Below are 17,932 nucleotides of genomic sequence, written 5' to 3' on the forward strand. Positions count from 1 at the left end.
TTGCCCGGAGAGTCTGTCCGCGGCGGTTCGTGCGATTGAGTGACTGTGGGAGCGCGCTCAAACCAGCGATCTTTGCCCGAGCTATACGGGAAAGTGGGTGATGACGGTCTGGTCAGGCGGCGTTCTGTGATGCGGGCTCGGTGACCTCGATGCCGTTGCGGAATGTGACGCCCCTGGATGACCTTGGGCAACTGGTTTTCACCCTGCAAGCGGCGCCAAGTCTTGGAGGCGGCGGTGATCAGTTTGAACACCATCAGCTTGGCGGTCTCCCGCGAGAGCGCCCCCTTGGTACGGATGGTCCGGTGGCGGACGGTAGCGAATACGCTTTCGATGGGATTCGTCGTCCGCACGTGCTCCCAGTGCTCGGCGGGGAAGTCGTAGAAGGCCAGACACTCCAGCAGCGCGCGGGCCGCCACGATCTCGCCGCCGCCCTTCGCCGCCCGAAAGCTCTGCTGGCCCACCACCAAGCGGATTGCCGGGGCGAAGGCCGTCACCACCGCCAGCGGATTGGCGCGGGCGGCATCGTCGAACGAGCGCCGCAGCGTCTTGCCGTCATGGCGAGCACGCCTTCCCCCGACGTCCCTAGGTCGGTCACAAAGCGGCCGAAGCACGTGGCGAACGCCGCCGGGTCCAGAAGCCGGAAGATGCGTCAGAAGGTGTCATGGCTCGGCACCCCGTTCTCCAGCCGCAGGAACTTGCGGAACAGGTCCGCCCGGTCGACCGCGAAGTCGGCAAAGTCCGAGCAGCTCGCCGCCCCGCACACCGTCGCGGTCAGCGCGATGGTCAGAACCTCCAGCAGGTCATGGCGCTTGACATTGCCGGTCCGCGGGTCCGGCAGCGACTCGAACGCTTTGTCAAACCACGACATCGGGGGGCTCCTTGCTCGGCTGCATGAGCCCCTCTAAAGAACCCCTTTCAGCTCTCTGCGCTACGGTCTTTTCTCAAATGCAGTTCCCCTGGGGCTCGGTTGGCTGCCTTGCTGCGTACGAGAACCAGCCGCAGCGAATCGCGTCTTCCGGAGGTGGCGGAGGAACGACGCCGCAATGGGCTTCGAATCATCTGCGTGAACCGCGGGACCCTGGAAGCCGTTGGGCTCGCGGGGGCTGCCTTCGGACAAAACGCGGTTCCGTCGGCCCTTAACCAGCCGTACGGCGCTCAGCCGAATGGATTGGGCACTTGGTCCGGTGGCTTCGTCGCGACTGTCTCGGGTAGGTTCTCCTCGTCCTCCAAGGCGGCAATCACCGCGTCCAGGACGGCCTTCAACGCGCGGGCGTGCTCCAGGCCTGCGCGGTCCTTGGTGAGCGCGACACTGCCGTAGAGGGACACGCGGTCGGTGCGGTTTTCGACTGTCAGATCGTCGATCTGCAGCGAGTCGGCCTCATCTACGAAGGGCGTTATCGGCGACGGCATCGGAGCCTCGTTAGCTGGGCGGTGTGTGGAGGCGCCGGTCATGGTCACGACCGCCGGCGCGGTTTGGGGTCGGGCAACGGCATCGCGATCGCTCTGACCGCCTCCGGGAGTCCAGGAAACACCGCAACCCCGGTCAGCTGTTCCAACTCGGCGATCGACAACACCCGATGGGCCTTCGTGGTGACGTTCTCCACGAGGTAGGCGGCCGCCTGGCGCCGCTGCGGATCGTAGACCGCCTTGAAGGCGTGGCTGGGCACGAGGACGCGGCCGTTGATCCGCTGCAGGCTCTGCCCCTGGAAGACCGGTCCGGTGACGACGTACAGCTCGCCCTGCCGTTCCGCAAGGTCACGGATGCCGCTCTCGATCCATTCCCAGATGAGCTGGTTCATCTTGGGGCTTTGCGGGATCATGTTGGCGAGGCTGAAGCTCTCCTCCTGCGCTGCCGGTGTCGGCATGTCACCGGAGGGAGCCATGTGCCCACGATCGAACCCCGATCCCTTGTAGTCGTCCAGCTCGGCCCGCTCGTCCGCCGGCAGGTTGGGATCGGCATGAAACCGGTTCCTGCGCTTCAGCCCCCGCGCCGCGGCGAGTCGTTCCGTGGTCAGGTGCTCGGCCGTCCACAGCGGCGTGCGGCTGATCCCGGAATGCAGCAGGGCGTAGCCATCGTAGCAAAGCGGGCGCGTCTTGGCGGCCAAGCTTTGCCGTGTCAGATCCGGCGCCTGCCCGGCGACGAAGTGCTGTGGGCACGCGGTGGGAGCCGCCGCGGCCGGCGGAACAACGCCGGCAAAGGCAAGAACGCCGAGAACCAGGACGGCTGCGGTGCGGGGGGACATCGGGCGACTTTCCGGCGAGGCGTGAACGGAGCGGCAGTATGTCGCGTCGCCGCGGTCGGCTGCAAACACCCCGTCGAGACCAATACCGCGGAATGCCGGGGCTTTCGTCGGCGAACCGAGGTGACGAATACGGCCGATCCTCCTTCCATGGCTGGGACTCCTGCCGATCGTCGGAGCGGCCTCCGCCTTGGCGCGCGTCGCCGCGCCGACGGACTTCGGAGTCCGGGAGCGCCTCGTTCAGGAGGCAATCGACGCCTGCATCCCGCTTCGTGCCCATGCTCCTGCGGCACCATGCGGAACGGCCGCCGCCGTCGTCCGACCTGAAGCGGGTGGGACGTCCAAAGAAACCCAGAAGCTGCGGCGTCCGTATGGTGTAAGTGTCTGTCGACAAAAGGAATTGTTTTACGCGTGTCGGCGGTCGTTCAATTCGTCGGGATGCGACATAGCTGGCCGCTCGCAGGCTTGGACCATTCAATGAAAGCGGCCCGGAGCGACCGCAGACGCCCCTGCGTGATAATCCTGCAGCGGTCGGTGTTGCTGAATTGGACAGCAAAGAGGACGTTGCGTGGGCAAAATCCACAACGTATTCAACCTCAAGAACTTTTGTTTTTTATGAAATCAACCGAATTGCGCGATATTGCCATTTCATCGCGGTATGGTAGATTGTCCATATGCTGTCGCGCTATGGTGCGGGCGCAGTTTCCAAGGGGAAGCGATCCTATATGGCAGTGAAACCCACTCAAGATTCAGAGTTGGATTTAACGGACGAAGCTTCTTGGCTGGTGGGTCGTGAAATTCGCCCGATCCGTATCGGTAAAACCGTTCGAAAAGTGGTGTTGAACCGTACGGTATGGGTGATCTTGGAGGAAATCTGCCGATTGGAGGGCCTAAGCCTGCACGAGACGTTCGAGATGCTTGCGGATCGCTGCCGCTCCACCCGCGCCAGGACCCTGGGCAGGGCCGCCGAAGTGTTCGTCGTCGCCTACAACCGGCAGGCCGTCGCGCCGCTCCAACGTGAGAACAACGATCGAGAGCAGATTAGGCCGAAGTTCGTAATCACCATATCGCGTGTAAACTGACGGGCCGGGGTCAACGTCGGAGCCGGTTGAAGCGTTCCTTCAGAATGACGCACGTGTTCACCCGCACCACGCCCTTGATCGCCTCGATCCGGCCCCGCACGTCGTTGAGATCCTCGAGGCTGCCGGTTTCCACGGTCAGGATCATGTCGATCTCTCCGCCGATGGACTGGCTGAGCTTGACCTGCGGGATTTTCTCGATCTCCTTCGCAACCTTCTCGCAGATGGGGCCCGTCAGATACAGGATCATGTAGGCCGATACGACCGGCTTGGGCACGGGGACCCCGCGCCGGATCGTAAAGCCGGCGATCACGCCGGCTTTGACCAGGCGCTGGATGCGGGCGTAGACGGCGCTGCGCGAGAGGTTGACCTTGCGCGCCAGTTCCTGGACGGATTGGCGGCCGTCCGCTTCCAAGTGGCACAGAATCAGCTCGTCCACCATATCCACATCTCCAGGCTGTTGCCCCACCATCGACTCCGCACCACTGGACATATTTCGGCAAATTGACGTTACCGCCGGACGTATTGATGGGTCAAACTGGACAATATGATTTGTAGCCTCTTCGTCATCGCGACCATGACGAAGGGTAGTCCGCAATGTCTGGTAATGCTGTCGCCTGCCGGCGCCACGAGGTTTCGCGCGCTGATCTGAACGGTCTCGCCACGCTGTTTTCATCCCATCCCCTGTTCGGCCAGCCGATGTCCTTCCTGAACGAGGACAACCCGTTTCTCCGTCCGCTCCGCCGGCAGGACGCCGCGACCATCGACCTGACCGTCAAGCTCTCCCCGTCGCAGATCGCGACCAACGCCGCGCTGTTCGGGCAGCGCCTGCTCACCACGATCTACGAGGCCGAACTGCTGTTCCTGCCGGAAACCATGGACCGGCCTCGCCGCGAGGCGTTCGCCGCCTTCTATGACGACGATCTGAAGTGCCTTGGCGAACGGCTTCGGCCCGGGCTGGAGCACCAGCTCTTCGGCTTTCTGGACGACGAGATCGAAACCTCCGGCCATTGGACCATGCCGTCGTTCCGCGCCTACGCGGAACATGCTCTGGCGCAGGCCAACACCGGCGAAAGCGCGGTCGTGCGCGCCATCCTCGAGGCGCGCAACCCGGCCACGGCCGCCGACGAATTCCTGGTTCAGCTCTCGTCCGACTTCATCACCGAGGCCTCGGCCATGGCCCGCAATGTCCTGGGGAATTACGGGCCGGCGCAGTCGGGGCTCTTCACGATCCTGATCGACGAGTACGGCTATGGGGTGCCGGCGTCGAAGCACTCCACCATCTTCGAGACCACTCTGAAGAGCCGCGGGCTGGATCACCGTCCCCACGCCTACTGGCAGTTCTTCCTGCCGTCGTCGCTGGCGCTGGTGAACTACTTCCACCTCGTGTCGCGCAACCACAAGCATTTCGGCCGCTATGTCGGTGCTCTTCTCTACACGGAGGCGACGCTTGCCGAAGCGAACCGGCAGCAGTCCGAGATGCTGCGCCGGATCTTCGGCGCCGAGGTGGACACCCGCTATTTCGACGAACACCACGAGATCGACGCCCACCACGGCCGTATGGCGATGGAACGGGTGATCGTACCGTTGGTCGAGCGGGTCGGCGACTGGATCCTGGCGGACGTCGTGCGGGGCTTTGAGGAGTTCAAGCTGCTCCAGACGCTCGCGGACAAGGATCTGATGGACCAGCTCGCGTTCGGCGATCGGCTGTTCAAGGCGCCCATGGCCGGCGACTTCTGCTCCTCGCATCCCGACATGTGGTCCGGCCCCGACGTGCTGACGTTCACCGAGCCGAAGGGCGAGGTTTCGGTGCTGCACATCCACGACCAGGCCGAGCTTTTCCAGGTCACCGAAGGTGCGGTCGAGTTCACCGTCGGCCCGCTGCACTCGATCGAACTGGCGGCGGGGCAGTCCATCGTCATTCCCGGCGGCCGCCTGCACGGCACCAGGGTGCTTTCCGACACCTGCTCCTACCGCATCCGCAAGGCCGCCGGCCTGGGGCTGGCCGCATGAGAGTCGTCGAATTCGACCGCACGCAACACAACGGCGTGCTCGTGGACGAGACCCACTACTTCCTGCTCGCTCACGAAGGGCACAAGCCGTTGCTGTGCAGCGGCAAGTGCCCCCACCGCGGCGGCCCGCTGTTCCTGGGCACCGGCAACCATAAGACCGGCTCGATCAAGTGCCCCTGGCACGAGACGACCTTTCCCCGCGCGATCCTGGAACGGCAGAGCGTCCCGACCGTGATCGTGGGCAACCGGGTGACCGCCGTCTTCGACGTTCCCGAGGATGCCGGTCTGGCCCCCTTCCACCACGAGAGGATCATCGCCAATGAGCGCTCCTGACGCCAACGCCCTGCGGCCGACCATCAGCCTCTTCGGTGCGGTGACGCTGGCGATCGGCATCGTGGTGGGTGCCGGCATGCTGGCGCTCCCCGGTCTGGTCTATCAGCAGGCCGGAGGGTGGGCCCTCTGGTCGTGGTGCCTGGACGCGGTGGTGGTCGCCCCGCTCCTGGTGGTCTTCGCCAGCCTGGGCCGACGCTTTCCCTCGGCCGGCGGCGTGTCGGGCTTCGTCGCGGAGGCCTTTCCCTGGGCGGCCATCGGCACGTCCTACCTGCTGCTGGGCACCTTCGCGCTGGGCATCCCGGCCATCGCGCTGACCGGCGCCACCTACATCGTCCAGGGCCTCGGGACCGACTCCGCCACCGCGCCGGCGCTGACCGCCGCGGTGGGAGCGGTCCTGCTCGGCACCGGTCTCCTCGCCACCTGGGCCGGCGCGAAGTTCGCCGGCCGCCTTCAGGACATCGTGGTCATGGTGCTGGCCGGCTGCCTGATCGCGGTGGCCTTGGGCGCGGTCCCGCATTGGGGCGCCATCGACTTCCGCGCGGGCTCGCCGTCGCTGTCCGGCCTGTGGGGCGGGGCGGCTCTGGCCTTCTTCGCCTTCACAGGCTGGGAGATGCTCGCCTTCACCGCGGAGGAGTTCAAGAACCCCAAGCGCGACTTCCCCATCGCCGTGGTGCTCAGCTTCGTGGTGGTGACCGGGCTCTACCTCGGCATCTCGGCGGCGGTGCAGGCCCTCGTGCCGCTCGACAGCCCACAACTCGCCGGCGCGCCGTTCCTCGCGGTGGTGGAGAACCTGGCGGGCGGGCGAGTGCCGGGCGTGGCGGTCGCGGTTCTGGTGACCGGCATCATCGTGGTGAACCTGAACGGAGCCTGCTGGGCGGCGTCGCGCCTGCTGTTCGACATCGGCCGCCGCGGATGGGCGCCGGCCTCGCTCCGCCTGGGCACGGTGAATGGGAGCGGGACGCCGCGGGCCGCGGTCGGCGGAATGGCGCTGATCTTCGGGTCGGTGCTGGTCGCGCAGGCCGTGGGGATCGTCTCGCTCGAAACGCTGCTGATGACGGCGGGGCAGAACTTCTTCCTGCTCTATCTCGCCAGCGGTGCGGTCTACGTGGCCCTCGGGCGCTCCGCCGCAAGCCGGATTTTCGGTGGCTTGGCGGTCATGGGATGCCTGCTGTTCGCCAAGGCCTACGGGTGGGGGCTCGTCTACGCGGTGATCGTGTTCAGCGTCCCCTATCTCGCGAAAAGGATATTCCGTCCATCCCGGACGGCCGGCGCCGACGCGTCGACCGGTCCCTGACCCACACGGGGAAAGCACCGCAGCGGCCGCAAGCCGCCACGGTGCCGACCTGTCGCGTCTTCGCCTACCAAGGGCCGAGCCATGAACGATGAGATGTTGACCGCACCCGGCAACGACGACCGGGACGGGACCGGGAAGAAAGCGAACCGCCGGAGGAGCGAGCCGTCCCAGCGGGTCGGCAAGACGCAGTCGCCGATGATGAAGGCGGCGCTGGGGCAGGTGAACCGGGGCGTCGCCCTTACGCCGGGCCGCAGCATCAGGATCGGCGGTCGGCGAACCACCGTCCGCCTTCAGGATGCGCTCTGGGATGCGCTGCGTGAAATCTCCAAACGGGAGCGCCAAGGTGTCGACAGCCTCTGCACCGAGGCCGCCCGGAAGCGTCCGGCGGGTTTGTCGGTTAGCGCTGCGATTCGGCTGTTCATCGCGCAGTATTTCCGTGAGGCCGCCAACGAGGATCCCCTCGACTCCGAAGCGCCGGCGACGGACGTCCCGTTCGACAGGACGAGGGCGGGCAAGGATTGGAACGGGTGATGGACCGATGGGGTGCCCGGTAAAGACGCTCCAGTCGCAGGCTGGCTGCCACACCGCGCGCCCATAGGTGGATTCGGCGGGGACGCTTTTCCCCGTATGGCATACATTGGGAAGAAGGGGATGCATCCAGCCCCACCGTGCGGATGCCGCTCCGCATCGTTGATGGTGATTGGTGCCGCTGATGAACCGCCGCCTTTTGTGCCTTGCCGTTCTGGGGCTCACAACCGCCGCTCCCGCGGCGGGCCGGGAGGTCGTCACGTGCCAGTCCTGGCGGCACCAGCCCATCGACGTCACGAGCGACAGCCGGATCCCCGCCTTCGTTCCGGACCGGGGCTGGGTGAGCGTTCATCCGCGCGGTGTCGAGGGACCCCAGCCCGATGGCCAGTGTTCCACCGAGCGGTTCCTCGCCCGCCTGGCTCAGACCACGATCGTGCTCACCCTGCGGAACGCCCGGCTGGTGGCCTTCTGCGCCCCACGAGATGTCGGCGCCAATGATGTCGAGGCCGTCGTGCTCATCGATGGCGTCGACCTGCAGCGTATCCTGGTCGATGCGGCGTTGGCCCAGCCCGTGGACGGCACGCCGCGCCGCGATTGGTGTGCCCATTGACACGGCTGCGTTTTAGCATCCGGAGCCGGCTGACGCGGCTCCGTCCAGAAGCGTTCGATGAGTCCCAAGCCCTTCATTCCGCAATGGCCGCACCGCGGACCCGGCCCCAACCGACGCAGCGCCGCATCGGGGTCTTCGGCGGCGGCACAATCGGGCGGTCCGCTCCGCTGGTGAACGTCGCGGTGTACCGTCCATGCAGCGCCATACCCGCGGTGCCAGGGAGCGGTCATTTGTCCGTTGTGCTTCTCCGATCGTTTGAGGAGCATGGGGCCGCCGCACCCCGGAGGCCCCATGCACCACGACACGCTGCTCTGCCTCGACATCGAGACGATGCCGGACCGCCAGATCCTTCCGGCGGACTGGCCGGCGGAGAAGTTCCCGCCGCCGCACTGCCACCAGATCGTGGCGATCAGCTTCGTCGAGGCGGCCATCGACCGGTCTTCCGGCGTGGAGCGCTACCGTGTGACCGAGTGCCGGTCCGGCGGTGACCTCGACTACGACGAGGAGCGGCTGATCCGCGGCTTCTGGAAGCACTTCGCCCGGACGCTGCCGCGCGTGGTCACCTGGAACGGGCGCGGCTTCGACCTGCCGGTGCTGCGCCTGCGCGCGATGGTCTACGGCGTGCCGGTGCCGGCGTGGTTCCAAACCGGCGACAAATGGAACGGTTACACCCAGCGCTACCAGCCCGACTTCAACTGCGACCTCATGGAGCAGGTCGCCGACTACGGCGCCTCACAGCGCATCGGTCTGCAGGACATCGCCGACCTGATCGGCCTGCCCGGCAAGATCGGCGGCCACGGCAGCGAGGTGGCCGACATGATGGCGCGCGGCGAGCTGGAGAAGGTGCGGGCCTACTGCGAGTCGGACGTGCTGACCCTCTACGCCGCCTATGTCCGCTGGGCGCTGCTCACCGGACGCACCGACCCGGCCGGGCACAACGCCAGCGTCGACAGCTTGGTTGAGTGCCTCGTGCGCGAGCGCGCCGACCGGCCACACCTCGGGACATTCCTCGACCTGTGGCAGGCCTCGACACGGCCCGCCCCAATGCATGTGCCCATACCGCGTCCTGCGCTGGTTGCCGAACCGCCGCATCTGCCGAGCGAACACGTCCTCTGAGGCGGTGCTGGCTTGGTGGATCGGACCGCTCGCCGGTGTGGAGAGCGGAGACCGATTCTCCACGGAGGATCAGAGGTCGAGGACGATGTCGAAGGTGCCCCGGACGGCGCCCGCCTCGAGGCCGTCCGCCGCAGTCAATGGAATGATCACGCTGCGGCGCGTCTGCGGGTCGCGGATGGCGTTCAGCAGGCCGTCGCGGGCGTTCAGCGGTTCTCCCGCGACGTACATCTGCGTCACGAACCGCCCGGTGCCGGGCACGGTCACCGCGTAATGGATGTGCGGCGTGCGGCCGGGATAGGGCACCGGCCTGATCGTCCGGAACCGGTAGGCTCCGTCCAGGGCGACCGCCGCTCGCCCGTAGCCCTGGAAGTTCCCGTCGAACCGGTCGTGACCGGGTGCCCGCGGATGCCGGTAGATCCCCTGGGCGTCGCACTGCCAGATTTCGACCACCGCGCCGGAGACCGGCCGCCCGGCGCGGTCGAGGATCCTCCCTCCGATGTGGGCGACGGTGCCCAGTGCCTGGGCGGAGGCCCCATGAACCCGGACGAGGTCGTGGTCGACGTCCGCCGGCAGGCTGGTCGGGTAGAACGGGCCTTCCGTCTGGCCGGGCGTCGGGACGAGGGGCGTGGCGCGGGCCGGTCTGGAGAGCAGGACTGTGGTGCTCAGCGTGGCCATGCCCGCCATCAGGGTGCGGCGGCTGACGCTGCGGTGTTCCGGCATGGCCGCCTCCCATCCTGTGCTCCGGATGCACGCCGGCGGCGGGCAATCCTGCCCACGTCATATGGGGCGCGGACGCGCTGCCGGTGAGAGGGGATCCAAGGCGAATTCCAGCGGCGATGGGCGGGAATGCGAACGCATTGAGAACATCCGGCAAGTGCCGTATCGTCGCTTTCCTGGTGCGCTGCCTCCGCTCGGTTCTCGAAGGGGTCGGCCGACAGCTGGAGAATGGGAACCGCGGGCGCGTGCGGAGTGGAGCGAAGTATGGCGATGAAGGTGTTCGTGTGGTCGCGCGCCGAAATCGAGGACGGGGCCGCGGAAGGCGCCGATGCCGTGATCTCGGTGCGGCTGCATGCCGATCGCGGATCGTTCGAAACCCTCGACACCGCGATGGCGCAGGCTGTCCTGGGCGACGTGGACGCCATGCTGGTCCTACGCTGCGACGACATCGGCGTGCCGCGGCTGGGGGCGCAGCGGGGGCCAACGGACGAGCAGATCGCCACCGTGATCGATTTCGCGCGGGCGATCCGTGCCGGCCGGCCCGACGCCACGCTGGCCATCCACTGTGAACACGGGCAAAGCCTGTCCCCGGCCTTGGCCCTGGCGGTTCTCGCCGACGAGCTCGGCGCCGGCCGCGAAGCCGAGGCGGCGCAGCGGCTGCTCCGGCTGGACCGCGATGGGATCATGGCGCCCAACCCCCTGGCGGTGCGGCAGGCCGACGATCGGCTGTGGCGTTACGGTGCCTTGGAGGCGGCGTTGGCGGCCGCGGCGCCGCGCTTTGCGGCTGTCCGGGACACTTGGAGCCGGGTAGCCAGTCCGGCTGGCGTCCGGGCCGCGCCCCGTCTTCAGAACAATCAAAAGCGGCGGATCCGTGCGCTCGATCAAGACGAGCAGGAGATCCGGGAGTAGCGCGTTTCGTTGCCCCTGCTGACGTGGCGCTCCACAATGCGCCACTGGCGGCATTGCCAAGTTCACACATCAGAACCCGGAGGACCCGATCGATGACGGTGAGCAGCGCCGTGGACCTGTTCGACCGTTTGGCCACGGAGGCCGCCGACGAATGGGCGGCTTACGTCGACCACACGTTCGTCCAGCAGATGGGACGGGGGACGCTGCCGGTGGCCTCTTTTCGCCACTACCTGGTGCAGGACTACCTGTTCCTCATCCACTTTGCCCGCGCCTATGCCCTGGCCGTCTACAAGGGCCAGTCGCTCGACGACATGCACGCCGCCTTCGGCGGGCTGAAGGCTATTCTCGACGTGGAGATGGACCTGCACGTTCGGCTCTGTGCCGGCTGGGGCCTGTCCGCCGCGGAGCTGGAATGGGCGCCGGAGGCCAAGGCGACGCTGGCCTACACGCGGTATGTGCTCGAGACGGGGCTGCGCGGTGATCTGCTCGATCTGCACGTTGCCCTTGCTCCCTGCGTCGTGGGCTATGCCGAGATCGGCACGCGCCTCGCCGCCAGCCCATCGGGTTTAGCAGCCGGCAATCCTTATCGTTCCTGGATCGCCGAGTACTCGGGCGACACCTACCAGGAGGTGGCGGCCGGCGCGCGTGCCACGTTGGACCGCTTGGCCGCACGCGGCATGACCGAGCAGCGGTTCCCGCAGCTACTGACGACCTTCCGGCAGGCCTGCCGCCTGGAAGCGGATTTCTGGCAGATGGGGTTGACGCGTGCAGACTGAGGTCCCCGCCGGAGGGTGGTTACTAGATGGCATTTCCACGGAGTGGCGATGGGCGCGATCAGGGATTTGGATCAGGTGTTTTCGGGACTGGCCCGCTCTTCATTCCGTCAACGCATCCAGCTGGGGGTCCGCGAGCAGGCCTACCTGCGGGACAAGGGGTTTCCGACGGTGCTGGATCACGCACGGGACTTCATCGACAAGCGGCTTGTGCCAGCGGAACCCGTCAACGACAGAAAACAGACGCCGTTCCGTGGGCATCCGGTGTTCATCGCGCAGCACGCCACGGCAACATGCTGCCGGAACTGCCTGGAGAAGTGGCACGGCATTCGCCGCGGACAGGCCCTGAACGCGGAAGAACGCTCCCATGTGGTTGCGGCGATTGAGCGTTGGCTGCGGGAGAATGCCGCGGAGACGTGACGCCGGCGCCGTCGATTGGACGGTGCTGCCGCCACGGCAGAAAGGCCCGTATCTGGCATCCAGAAACTGCGGCCGTCCTTGTCAGTGGCCGAGAAGGCGCTGACTGTGCCAAAATCAGTGACAAAACGGGTGTGCCACGTGTGGACGCGGATCATGGGTTCTGACACTCCCCCGCCTATCCTGATCGGGTATGCGCGCGTATCGACTTCCGATCAGACAGTGAATCCCCAACTCGACGAGCTGGTGCGGGCCGGTGTGGACGCGGAGCGGATCTACACTGACGTTGCAAGCGGCTCGAAGGCGGAGCGGCCAGGCTTGGCAGCGTGTTTGCGCGCCCTGCAGCCCGGCAACGTTCTGGTGGTGGTCAAGCTGGACCGCTTAGCGCGCTCGGTCGCGCACTTGGTGGAGTTGGGGCAAGAACTGGAGCGGCGCCGAGTCGCTCTGCGTGTCTTGAACCTCGGCATCGACACCGGGACCCCGGTGGGGCGGCTCATGTTCACCATCGTGGCCGGCATTGCCGAGTTCGAGCTCGATCTGATTCGGGAGCGCACGCGTGCCGGCCTTGCCGCCGCTCGCGCTCGCGGCCGGCCAGGAGGACGCAAGCCGACACTGACCGGCATTCGACTGGACACTGCGCGGACACTTTGGGCCGATCCCTCGATTTCGGTAGAGGACATTGCCGCTCAGTACAAGGTGTCGCGCCGTACACTGTTCCGGGTGCTCGGCCCCAGACACGTTCAGTCCGCGGGAGAGGAGTGAAAGGCGAGTGGGGCTGTGAGCCAGCCAAGAAGGCCTGGAGCGCAAGCGCACATGGTCTTCGAATCCTCCGGCTTCATCTCACAGTGTACCACTGACCTCACCAAAACCTTACGCCCAAGTCGTCTCCCTAAATTACAAAACAGGCGCTGGACCTGCTATTGCAGAGTCCAAGCGTTCCGACAAAGCTACAGGAGCTACTTCCAAAGCTTCCACCATGAAGTTCGTACCGCTCTCGTGAGCTTCAACGTTCCCAGGTGTTGTCGTTCGGTAAAGTAGTCCCCGTGGAGCTCCATTGTGGAAGAATAATCTACGCGCATGATTGCGAGGCCCCGGTAACGATCGCCGGCTCCTGGGACACCTTCCTTCCGTTCTGTTAGATACACATAATAGAGGCGATCCCGATCCATTCCTGTGTCACGCTCAGCGTGCACCGCCAGCGTGCGTGACGTTGATTCGGCACTGTCTAGTATCATGCTTACTTTCAATAATGTATGATTAACAATCAAAGATACGTCGCGGACGCCAACACCATTTGGGCCGCTGTAGTGTAGTTCACCGATCCAAATGCCCCCGAGATAAGGAAATATGAGGCGTTGCAGAGGCGGTATCCAGCGCCATGCCGCATACGCTATGATCGGGAGCGCCGCGGCGGCGGCGGAGGACCACCTGGCAACCTTCAGGATGTCGTTGAGGGCGTCGCCGGTGCCCACCCACCCGGCATAGCCAGCCATTATCGCTGAAACCGCGGCCAGTGCGATGATGCCGATGATGATGTATCGGACCGGGAAAAGGTGTAGCATGGTGCAATTTTATGCGAATTTTTGAGCTTAAGCGAACGGAAATTGAATGAATCACCTAGGTGCGATTTTCAAACCATTGATCGCGAAGCCAAAGGGCTATTCGCCGACGATCGTTTGCCTCTACACTGGTGAGGACTGTCCTCCTTTCTGCGCGCCAATGCTGAGGCGACCAGATCCCCAGACAGGCATGGTGTTGGATATATCGTTTGTCGACTACTATGCAGCGGCTCTCGCTTTAAATCCAGCTGTCCATGATGGAGCAGTAATGGTTGGACGACGAACCAAGAATGATCCTTATGTTGTCATGGGATGGTCTTATCGTCTCTTCCCGCCGTCGATGCAATTGGATGACGTTCCTAATCGAGGCTCTGCGTTCAATAGCTGTGTCGCAATGTCTATGGTGCCGGAAGTGGATTGTCTCTATCTTGTTACCGGCGGAGCGGGGTTTTGCTTCGTCAGAGGTATGCCCATGGGCCTGTCTATGAAAGGTGACGTTGATACAGAGGTCTAATCTCAATAAATGCGCTGAATTATATTTGAGATATTACGAAATGGAGCTGTAAATATACCGTATCATAATTTACATAGAGTTATATTAGAGCAAATATGGGACGTATTGGTTCCGTTGGCATCTGAAGTAATTTTTGCCAGCCGCTTAATTACAATCATATTGTGCTTAGCAAGCGCGATGTGTGCTTGTAAGATCTATCGGTATTGCTGTTGGTGAGCACAGAATACACGGCTTGGTGTTCGGGCGTCTTGCAGGCAAGCTAAGTTGCTGATGCATATGCATTTTAGAAAATTTTAGACCGTTTGCGGTCTGGGGCTATTGCACCCACATTTCTATTCGCTATATGTCGTGGTACATTCCCGCGAAGGTGCACAAGACTGAGTGGTTTGCGATGGCCAACGTGTCCCGCTTACTCAATTATACGACCGAAGACGTAGCGTACCTGAGTCGCCTTGACCTTCTGCGCGAAGAGCGTGCGCTCCTCGTTTCTGCTCGGCGCGATGTCCGGAGTCATTTAAAACGGGTGTTTGCAGAGGCGGATCCGGCTCGATATGGCGGTCCGCGGGTTGAACCTCGCTTCTTCACACAGGGAAGCTACGCTTACAAGACGATCAACCGGCCAGCGTTCGCCCCCCTGCAGCAGATGGATATGGACGATGGCTGTTACCTACCGATGAGTTTTATCAGGCGGGGGCGGCCTTCACAGGTGTCGGAAGCTTTCTTTACCTTTGTCGACAATGCTCTGCAAGATCTAGCGCGGGTCAAAGGGTGGCACTTTGAGGAGAAGCCTACCTGCTGTCGGTTGATCATTAGTGACAGCGCGCATGTTGATGTACCGCTTTATGCGATTCCAGACGCGGAATTTATGACGCTGCAGAAGGCGGCGCGAGCAGCTGGATTGGAGACCGCTACGGGCTCGGTGATGCTTCATGAGGCAGCCCGCCAGCCATCGCGAGACCGGTGGGACCTACTGCCGCGGGACGAGGTGCTCCTCGCGGTTCGTGGTGAGGATTGGAAAGAATCCGATCCTAGGGCCGTGCACGATTGGTTCACGCGTTTGGTCGAAGAGCGGCATGGTGAGCTGCTTCGGCGTGTGTGCCGCTACCTGAAGGGGTGGCGCGATTACAATCACGAGAAGATTGGAGCGGTAACTTCTATCTTGTTGATGGCGTGCGCGGCGCGCGCGTTCGAGGATGCGTTGGGGGATGGAGCGCCAGTGCCGAGCCGCGACGATCAGGCGCTTGCAGCCGTTGCGCGACGTCTGCCCGAACTGCTGTCGGGTCCTGTGGTGAACCCCGCGGCGCCCGACCAAGGTGAGGACCTGACTGAGAGGTTGGACGTGATGGACATCCGTGGTGTGGCAGTGACGACGGCACGAGTTCTGTCGGCAGAGCTCGATAGCGCAATTGATCGCTGCTACGATAGACAGCTTGCCGTGGACACCGTCCGGCGGCAGTTCGGCCCTCGCGTTCCAAACCGGCCGGATCTAGTAGGCGCCGTGTCTGAGGCGACGGCTCAGGTGCTGTCAAGGCCGGCGGTGAAAACAGCGGCGCCGGCGGTTGGGCGTTCGATCTCGGGATGACACGGGCGGAAGCCTTGGCTGAAATCGACGCAACGCTTTTGCGTATTGGTTTCTTGCGCGACGCCAGCGCTGCTTTTATTCCTAAGTGGCGGGGGCGGATCCGAGCATTTCGTGGTGAGCTCGCGGTTCGGGTCGAGGTGGACGACCTTGACTTCGCCCGGCCGCCCAGGATCTGCCTTGAGGATCGTGGCGCGGTGGATGGTCGTTTGTATCCGCACCTTTTGCCGGCGTCGCTAGCAATTTGCTATCTCGACAGTAACGCAGCAGTGCTCGACCGGTACCGTCCCGGCGGCACGGTGCTGTGGTGCATACAGCAGGCCGAGAGGGTCGTTAGCGAGGTACTACGTGGGGCAGCGGATCGTGATTTTGCCCACGAGTTCAACGTGTATTGGGGCCTGCCAGTGTTCTTCTCCGACTTGCCTCAGGACTTTGAAGGAAAGGCCGCGGTGGCTTGGGTCCGCTTACGTGCGGGTTACGAGGTGCCCGTGCTAGCACCTCATGGCAAGTTCGCGACAGTATTTTCTACACTACACCGTAAGAATGGTGGCGGTGCATTGGATGAGATCCCGTGTGCGGCTATCCGTGTGGACGCTGCACTGACGATTGATGCACCGGATCGATGGCCGCCAACTCAGTGGGCGCGGCTGTCAGAATGGCTTGATGCCGTCACACCCGGGACCAGAATCGAAGTCGAGGCTGCACTCATTGCCGCTCGAGGCAACGTGCGGAGCGTCGCACTACATGCACGAAACGGCGTTTTTATGCTGTTGGTCACAATACCGGCGGTATTCCGCAAACTGGAGTTCGAGAAATCGCGCCCTGGTGCGATGAAAGGACTTCTCGAGCGCTACGGCGTGAAATTCACGGTATCGACTTACGGCGTGGAGAGGATAGATGAAGCGTTCGTTTATGGTCGGAATATGAACGGTGAGATCCCGCTTGCGGGAAAGAAAATCTTGTTGATTGGCTGCGGCACTATTGGTGGCTACCTGGGCCACATGCTTGCACAGAATGGCGCCGGCACGCTTGGCGGCCAACTGATTCTTATCGACGACGACAAGCTTGGGCCGCAGAATCTTGGGCGCCATGTTTTGGGCATGCCGTACCTGGATTTGAACAAAGCCGAGGCATTGGCACAATTCATTGCGGAGCAGTTGCCGCACATCTCAGTGGTTGGAGAGCCGCGAGACATTCTCGAAATGAAGCCGAGGATGTACAAAGTGGACTTGGTGATTGACGCGACTGGGACCGAGGCGGTGTCGATCGCGGTGAATGATTTTGTCGTTGGAATCCCAGGAGATAAGCGACCGGGGCTATTGCACGTGTGGATTCTTGGCAATGGGGCGGCCGCACAGGGGCTGCTGCATCTTGGACCGGAAACCGCGTGCTACAAGTGCCTGAAGCCGGATCTGGCTGGTGAGGGAAGAGTCGGTATGCTTCGGGGCGAGACGGAGTTGGCCCGAGTGGCGGGGTGCGCGGACTCGGTGTTTGTGCCGTTTCCGGTATCGGCGTCGGTGCAGGCAGCGGCGCTGGGTTTGGAAATGGTACTGGACTGGGGCCGAGGAATGCCGCGTGCACTACAGCGGAACAGGCTTCTCAATCCGAACCAAGCGCACGCTCGCAAAGACAGTCGAATTGCGCCCTCGCCGCGCTGCCCAGCGTGCAGCAGTCGGTGATTTTCGAACACAAAGTGTTGGGATCGCTTGTGCTCATCCGAGACGATGTGACGAGCGCTATGGCGGTATATTCCTTACCGTCAGAGTCCGGCCGTGAGGCTGGCGGCATTCTTCTCGGCAGCTACCGTGGGCCACATGTGGACGTGGTCGCGTGCACGGGCCCCATAGCGCTCGACCGGCGGGGAGTATTCTTCTTCGATCGGCAGGACCCTGGTCACCAGGAAATCGCAATGCGCTACTGGCAGTGCAGCGGCGGGCGTGTGACTTGCGTGGGCGAGTGGCACACGCATCCAGCCGATGAGGCAATCCCGTCGCGCGTCGATCGTGCGACATGGCGAGACCAAGTACAAACCGCGGACGCGCCTAGGGTATACGTAATCGTTGGCCGCAAAGCAATTTGGTGCGGAGTTGGCTTGCGCTTCCATGCGGTGTCCGAGGCACAGCGGATCTCGGACCCAGAAACGTAATTAGCAGGTCCGGCAGCAGCTTATACCGGCAAGCGGAGCCGTTGACTCACTGAGGGGCATTCCCAAGGCTGACAGTCCGTGATTCGATTCCCCATCGCGATAGGGA

19 protein-coding genes and 1 pseudogene are annotated in these 17,932 nt (G+C 63.7%); 14 read left to right on the plus strand and 6 right to left on the minus strand.

Going from position 1 to position 17,932, the window contains the following annotated elements; genetic code table 11:
- Nucleotides 1–112: 112 nt before the first annotated feature.
- From AMK58_RS32035 to AMK58_RS02755, 3 genes and pseudogenes are all read right to left on the minus strand, one after another.
- Nucleotides 113–868: pseudogene (locus AMK58_RS32035) on the minus strand (ISAs1 family transposase).
- Nucleotides 869–1,155: 287 nt separating this feature from the next.
- On the minus strand, nt 1,156–1,410 hold the full coding sequence (locus tag AMK58_RS02750; protein ID WP_059398587.1) for a hypothetical protein: 255 nt from the start codon (nt 1,408–1,410) through the stop codon (nt 1,156–1,158).
- 44 nt (nt 1,411–1,454) lie between these two features.
- On the minus strand, nt 1,455–2,243 hold the full coding sequence (locus AMK58_RS02755; protein WP_035683858.1) for a DNA/RNA non-specific endonuclease: 789 nt from the start codon (nt 2,241–2,243) through the stop codon (nt 1,455–1,457).
- Between the two features lie 671 nt (nt 2,244–2,914).
- Between AMK58_RS02755 and AMK58_RS30235 the strand changes: the two genes are divergently transcribed.
- Nucleotides 2,915–3,322, plus strand: coding sequence for a ribbon-helix-helix domain-containing protein (locus AMK58_RS30235; RefSeq protein WP_107685985.1), 408 nt, complete (start codon nt 2,915–2,917; stop codon nt 3,320–3,322).
- Between the two features lie 10 nt (nt 3,323–3,332).
- Here AMK58_RS30235 and AMK58_RS30815 read toward each other — a convergent pair whose 3' ends face one another.
- Nucleotides 3,333–3,761: an Lrp/AsnC family transcriptional regulator gene (locus AMK58_RS30815; RefSeq protein WP_051141069.1), complete on the minus strand. Its 429-nt coding sequence runs from the start codon at nt 3,759–3,761 to the stop codon at nt 3,333–3,335.
- 155 nt (nt 3,762–3,916) lie between these two features.
- On the opposite strand from AMK58_RS30815, the gene AMK58_RS02770 reads away from it, so the two are divergent.
- The 6 genes from AMK58_RS02770 to AMK58_RS02795 all read left to right on the plus strand — a co-directional run bounded on the left by AMK58_RS02770 (nt 3,917) and on the right by AMK58_RS02795 (nt 9,212).
- Entirely contained in the window at nt 3,917–5,332 is a 1,416-nt protein-coding gene (locus AMK58_RS02770) for an iron-containing redox enzyme family protein (RefSeq protein ID WP_051141068.1), read from the plus strand.
- A complete protein-coding gene (locus AMK58_RS02775; protein ID WP_035683850.1) occupies nt 5,329–5,664 on the plus strand; it encodes a Rieske 2Fe-2S domain-containing protein in 336 nt (111 codons plus the stop codon). The genes AMK58_RS02770 and AMK58_RS02775 overlap by 4 nt, the downstream gene beginning before the upstream one ends.
- Nucleotides 5,651–6,958, plus strand: coding sequence for an APC family permease (locus AMK58_RS02780; protein ID WP_051141067.1), 1,308 nt, complete (start codon nt 5,651–5,653; stop codon nt 6,956–6,958). The genes AMK58_RS02775 and AMK58_RS02780 overlap by 14 nt, the downstream gene beginning before the upstream one ends.
- An 81-nt stretch (nt 6,959–7,039) precedes the next feature.
- Nucleotides 7,040–7,489 carry a ribbon-helix-helix domain-containing protein gene (locus AMK58_RS02785; protein ID WP_051141066.1) on the plus strand — a complete coding sequence of 150 codons (450 nt, stop codon included), beginning with the start codon at nt 7,040–7,042 and terminating at the stop codon, nt 7,487–7,489.
- Between the two features lie 181 nt (nt 7,490–7,670).
- A complete protein-coding gene (locus AMK58_RS02790; protein WP_059398589.1) occupies nt 7,671–8,096 on the plus strand; it encodes a hypothetical protein in 426 nt (141 codons plus the stop codon).
- A 291-nt stretch (nt 8,097–8,387) separates the two neighbouring features.
- Nucleotides 8,388–9,212, plus strand: coding sequence for a 3'-5' exonuclease (locus tag AMK58_RS02795; protein WP_059398590.1), 825 nt, complete (start codon nt 8,388–8,390; stop codon nt 9,210–9,212).
- Between the two features lie 69 nt (nt 9,213–9,281).
- Here AMK58_RS02795 and AMK58_RS02800 read toward each other — a convergent pair whose 3' ends face one another.
- Complete coding sequence (locus tag AMK58_RS02800) at nt 9,282–9,932, minus strand: dioxygenase family protein (RefSeq protein WP_059398591.1); 651 nt, start codon at nt 9,930–9,932, stop codon at nt 9,282–9,284.
- 261 nt (nt 9,933–10,193) lie between these two features.
- Between AMK58_RS02800 and AMK58_RS02805 the strand changes: the two genes are divergently transcribed.
- The 4 genes from AMK58_RS02805 (at nt 10,194) to AMK58_RS02820 (ending at nt 12,790) form a co-directional block, all read left to right on the plus strand.
- A complete protein-coding gene (locus AMK58_RS02805) occupies nt 10,194–10,838 on the plus strand; it encodes a hypothetical protein (protein ID WP_035676969.1) in 645 nt (214 codons plus the stop codon).
- 92 nt (nt 10,839–10,930) lie between these two features.
- A complete protein-coding gene (gene tenA / locus AMK58_RS02810; RefSeq protein ID WP_079285244.1) occupies nt 10,931–11,614 on the plus strand; it encodes a thiaminase II in 684 nt (227 codons plus the stop codon).
- A gap of 48 nt (nt 11,615–11,662) precedes the next feature.
- Nucleotides 11,663–12,031 (plus strand): DUF4186 domain-containing protein, encoded by a 369-nt coding sequence (locus tag AMK58_RS02815; protein ID WP_196813160.1) that lies wholly within the window; start codon nt 11,663–11,665, stop codon nt 12,029–12,031.
- Nucleotides 12,032–12,184: 153 nt separating this feature from the next.
- Complete coding sequence (locus AMK58_RS02820; RefSeq protein WP_301340839.1) at nt 12,185–12,790, plus strand: recombinase family protein; 606 nt, start codon at nt 12,185–12,187, stop codon at nt 12,788–12,790.
- A 194-nt stretch (nt 12,791–12,984) separates the two neighbouring features.
- Here the strand turns inward: AMK58_RS02820 and AMK58_RS30245 are convergent, their stop codons facing one another.
- Nucleotides 12,985–13,590: a Cap15 family cyclic dinucleotide receptor domain-containing protein gene (locus AMK58_RS30245; RefSeq protein ID WP_137165173.1), complete on the minus strand. Its 606-nt coding sequence runs from the start codon at nt 13,588–13,590 to the stop codon at nt 12,985–12,987.
- Between the two features lie 902 nt (nt 13,591–14,492).
- Between AMK58_RS30245 and AMK58_RS02825 the strand changes: the two genes are divergently transcribed.
- From AMK58_RS02825 to AMK58_RS31910, 3 genes are read left to right on the plus strand one after another with little or no spacing between them, the layout of a single operon-like run.
- Complete coding sequence (locus AMK58_RS02825; protein WP_035677054.1) at nt 14,493–15,683, plus strand: CBASS cGAMP synthase; 1,191 nt, start codon at nt 14,493–14,495, stop codon at nt 15,681–15,683.
- Between the two features lie 14 nt (nt 15,684–15,697).
- Complete coding sequence (locus AMK58_RS29380) at nt 15,698–17,359, plus strand: ThiF family adenylyltransferase (RefSeq protein ID WP_158283106.1); 1,662 nt, start codon at nt 15,698–15,700, stop codon at nt 17,357–17,359.
- Between the two features lie 59 nt (nt 17,360–17,418).
- The gene (locus AMK58_RS31910; RefSeq protein ID WP_366861588.1) at nt 17,419–17,826 is read left to right on the plus strand and encodes a Mov34/MPN/PAD-1 family protein; all 408 of its coding nucleotides are present in this window, start codon (nt 17,419–17,421) and stop codon (nt 17,824–17,826) included.
- Nucleotides 17,827–17,932: the final 106 nt, after the last annotated feature.

It is taken from the genome of Azospirillum brasilense, assembly GCF_001315015.1.
Taxonomy (GTDB): domain Bacteria; phylum Pseudomonadota; class Alphaproteobacteria; order Azospirillales; family Azospirillaceae; genus Azospirillum; species Azospirillum brasilense.

What these genes read in the sequence shown, in the direction of transcription:
- AMK58_RS02750 (WP_059398587.1), bottom strand. Translation starts at nt 1,410, where the DNA reads ATGCCGTCGCCGATAACGCCCTTCGTAGATGAGGCCGACTCGCTGCAG.
- AMK58_RS02755 (WP_035683858.1), bottom strand. Translation starts at nt 2,243, where the DNA reads ATGTCCCCCCGCACCGCAGCCGTCCTGGTTCTCGGCGTTCTTGCCTTT.
- AMK58_RS30235 (WP_107685985.1), top strand. Translation starts at nt 2,915, where the DNA reads ATGCTGTCGCGCTATGGTGCGGGCGCAGTTTCCAAGGGGAAGCGATCC.
- AMK58_RS30815 (WP_051141069.1), bottom strand. Translation starts at nt 3,761, where the DNA reads ATGGTGGACGAGCTGATTCTGTGCCACTTGGAAGCGGACGGCCGCCAA.
- AMK58_RS02770 (WP_051141068.1), top strand. Translation starts at nt 3,917, where the DNA reads ATGTCTGGTAATGCTGTCGCCTGCCGGCGCCACGAGGTTTCGCGCGCT.
- AMK58_RS02775 (WP_035683850.1), top strand. Translation starts at nt 5,329, where the DNA reads ATGAGAGTCGTCGAATTCGACCGCACGCAACACAACGGCGTGCTCGTG.
- AMK58_RS02780 (WP_051141067.1), top strand. Translation starts at nt 5,651, where the DNA reads ATGAGCGCTCCTGACGCCAACGCCCTGCGGCCGACCATCAGCCTCTTC.
- AMK58_RS02785 (WP_051141066.1), top strand. Translation starts at nt 7,040, where the DNA reads ATGAACGATGAGATGTTGACCGCACCCGGCAACGACGACCGGGACGGG.
- AMK58_RS02790 (WP_059398589.1), top strand. Translation starts at nt 7,671, where the DNA reads ATGAACCGCCGCCTTTTGTGCCTTGCCGTTCTGGGGCTCACAACCGCC.
- AMK58_RS02795 (WP_059398590.1), top strand. Translation starts at nt 8,388, where the DNA reads ATGCACCACGACACGCTGCTCTGCCTCGACATCGAGACGATGCCGGAC.
- AMK58_RS02800 (WP_059398591.1), bottom strand. Translation starts at nt 9,932, where the DNA reads ATGCCGGAACACCGCAGCGTCAGCCGCCGCACCCTGATGGCGGGCATG.
- AMK58_RS02805 (WP_035676969.1), top strand. Translation starts at nt 10,194, where the DNA reads ATGGCGATGAAGGTGTTCGTGTGGTCGCGCGCCGAAATCGAGGACGGG.
- tenA (WP_079285244.1), top strand. Translation starts at nt 10,931, where the DNA reads ATGACGGTGAGCAGCGCCGTGGACCTGTTCGACCGTTTGGCCACGGAG.
- AMK58_RS02815 (WP_196813160.1), top strand. Translation starts at nt 11,663, where the DNA reads ATGGGCGCGATCAGGGATTTGGATCAGGTGTTTTCGGGACTGGCCCGC.
- AMK58_RS02820 (WP_301340839.1), top strand. Translation starts at nt 12,185, where the DNA reads ATGGGTTCTGACACTCCCCCGCCTATCCTGATCGGGTATGCGCGCGTA.
- AMK58_RS30245 (WP_137165173.1), bottom strand. Translation starts at nt 13,590, where the DNA reads ATGCTACACCTTTTCCCGGTCCGATACATCATCATCGGCATCATCGCA.
- AMK58_RS02825 (WP_035677054.1), top strand. Translation starts at nt 14,493, where the DNA reads ATGGCCAACGTGTCCCGCTTACTCAATTATACGACCGAAGACGTAGCG.
- AMK58_RS31910 (WP_366861588.1), top strand. Translation starts at nt 17,419, where the DNA reads ATGGCGGTATATTCCTTACCGTCAGAGTCCGGCCGTGAGGCTGGCGGC.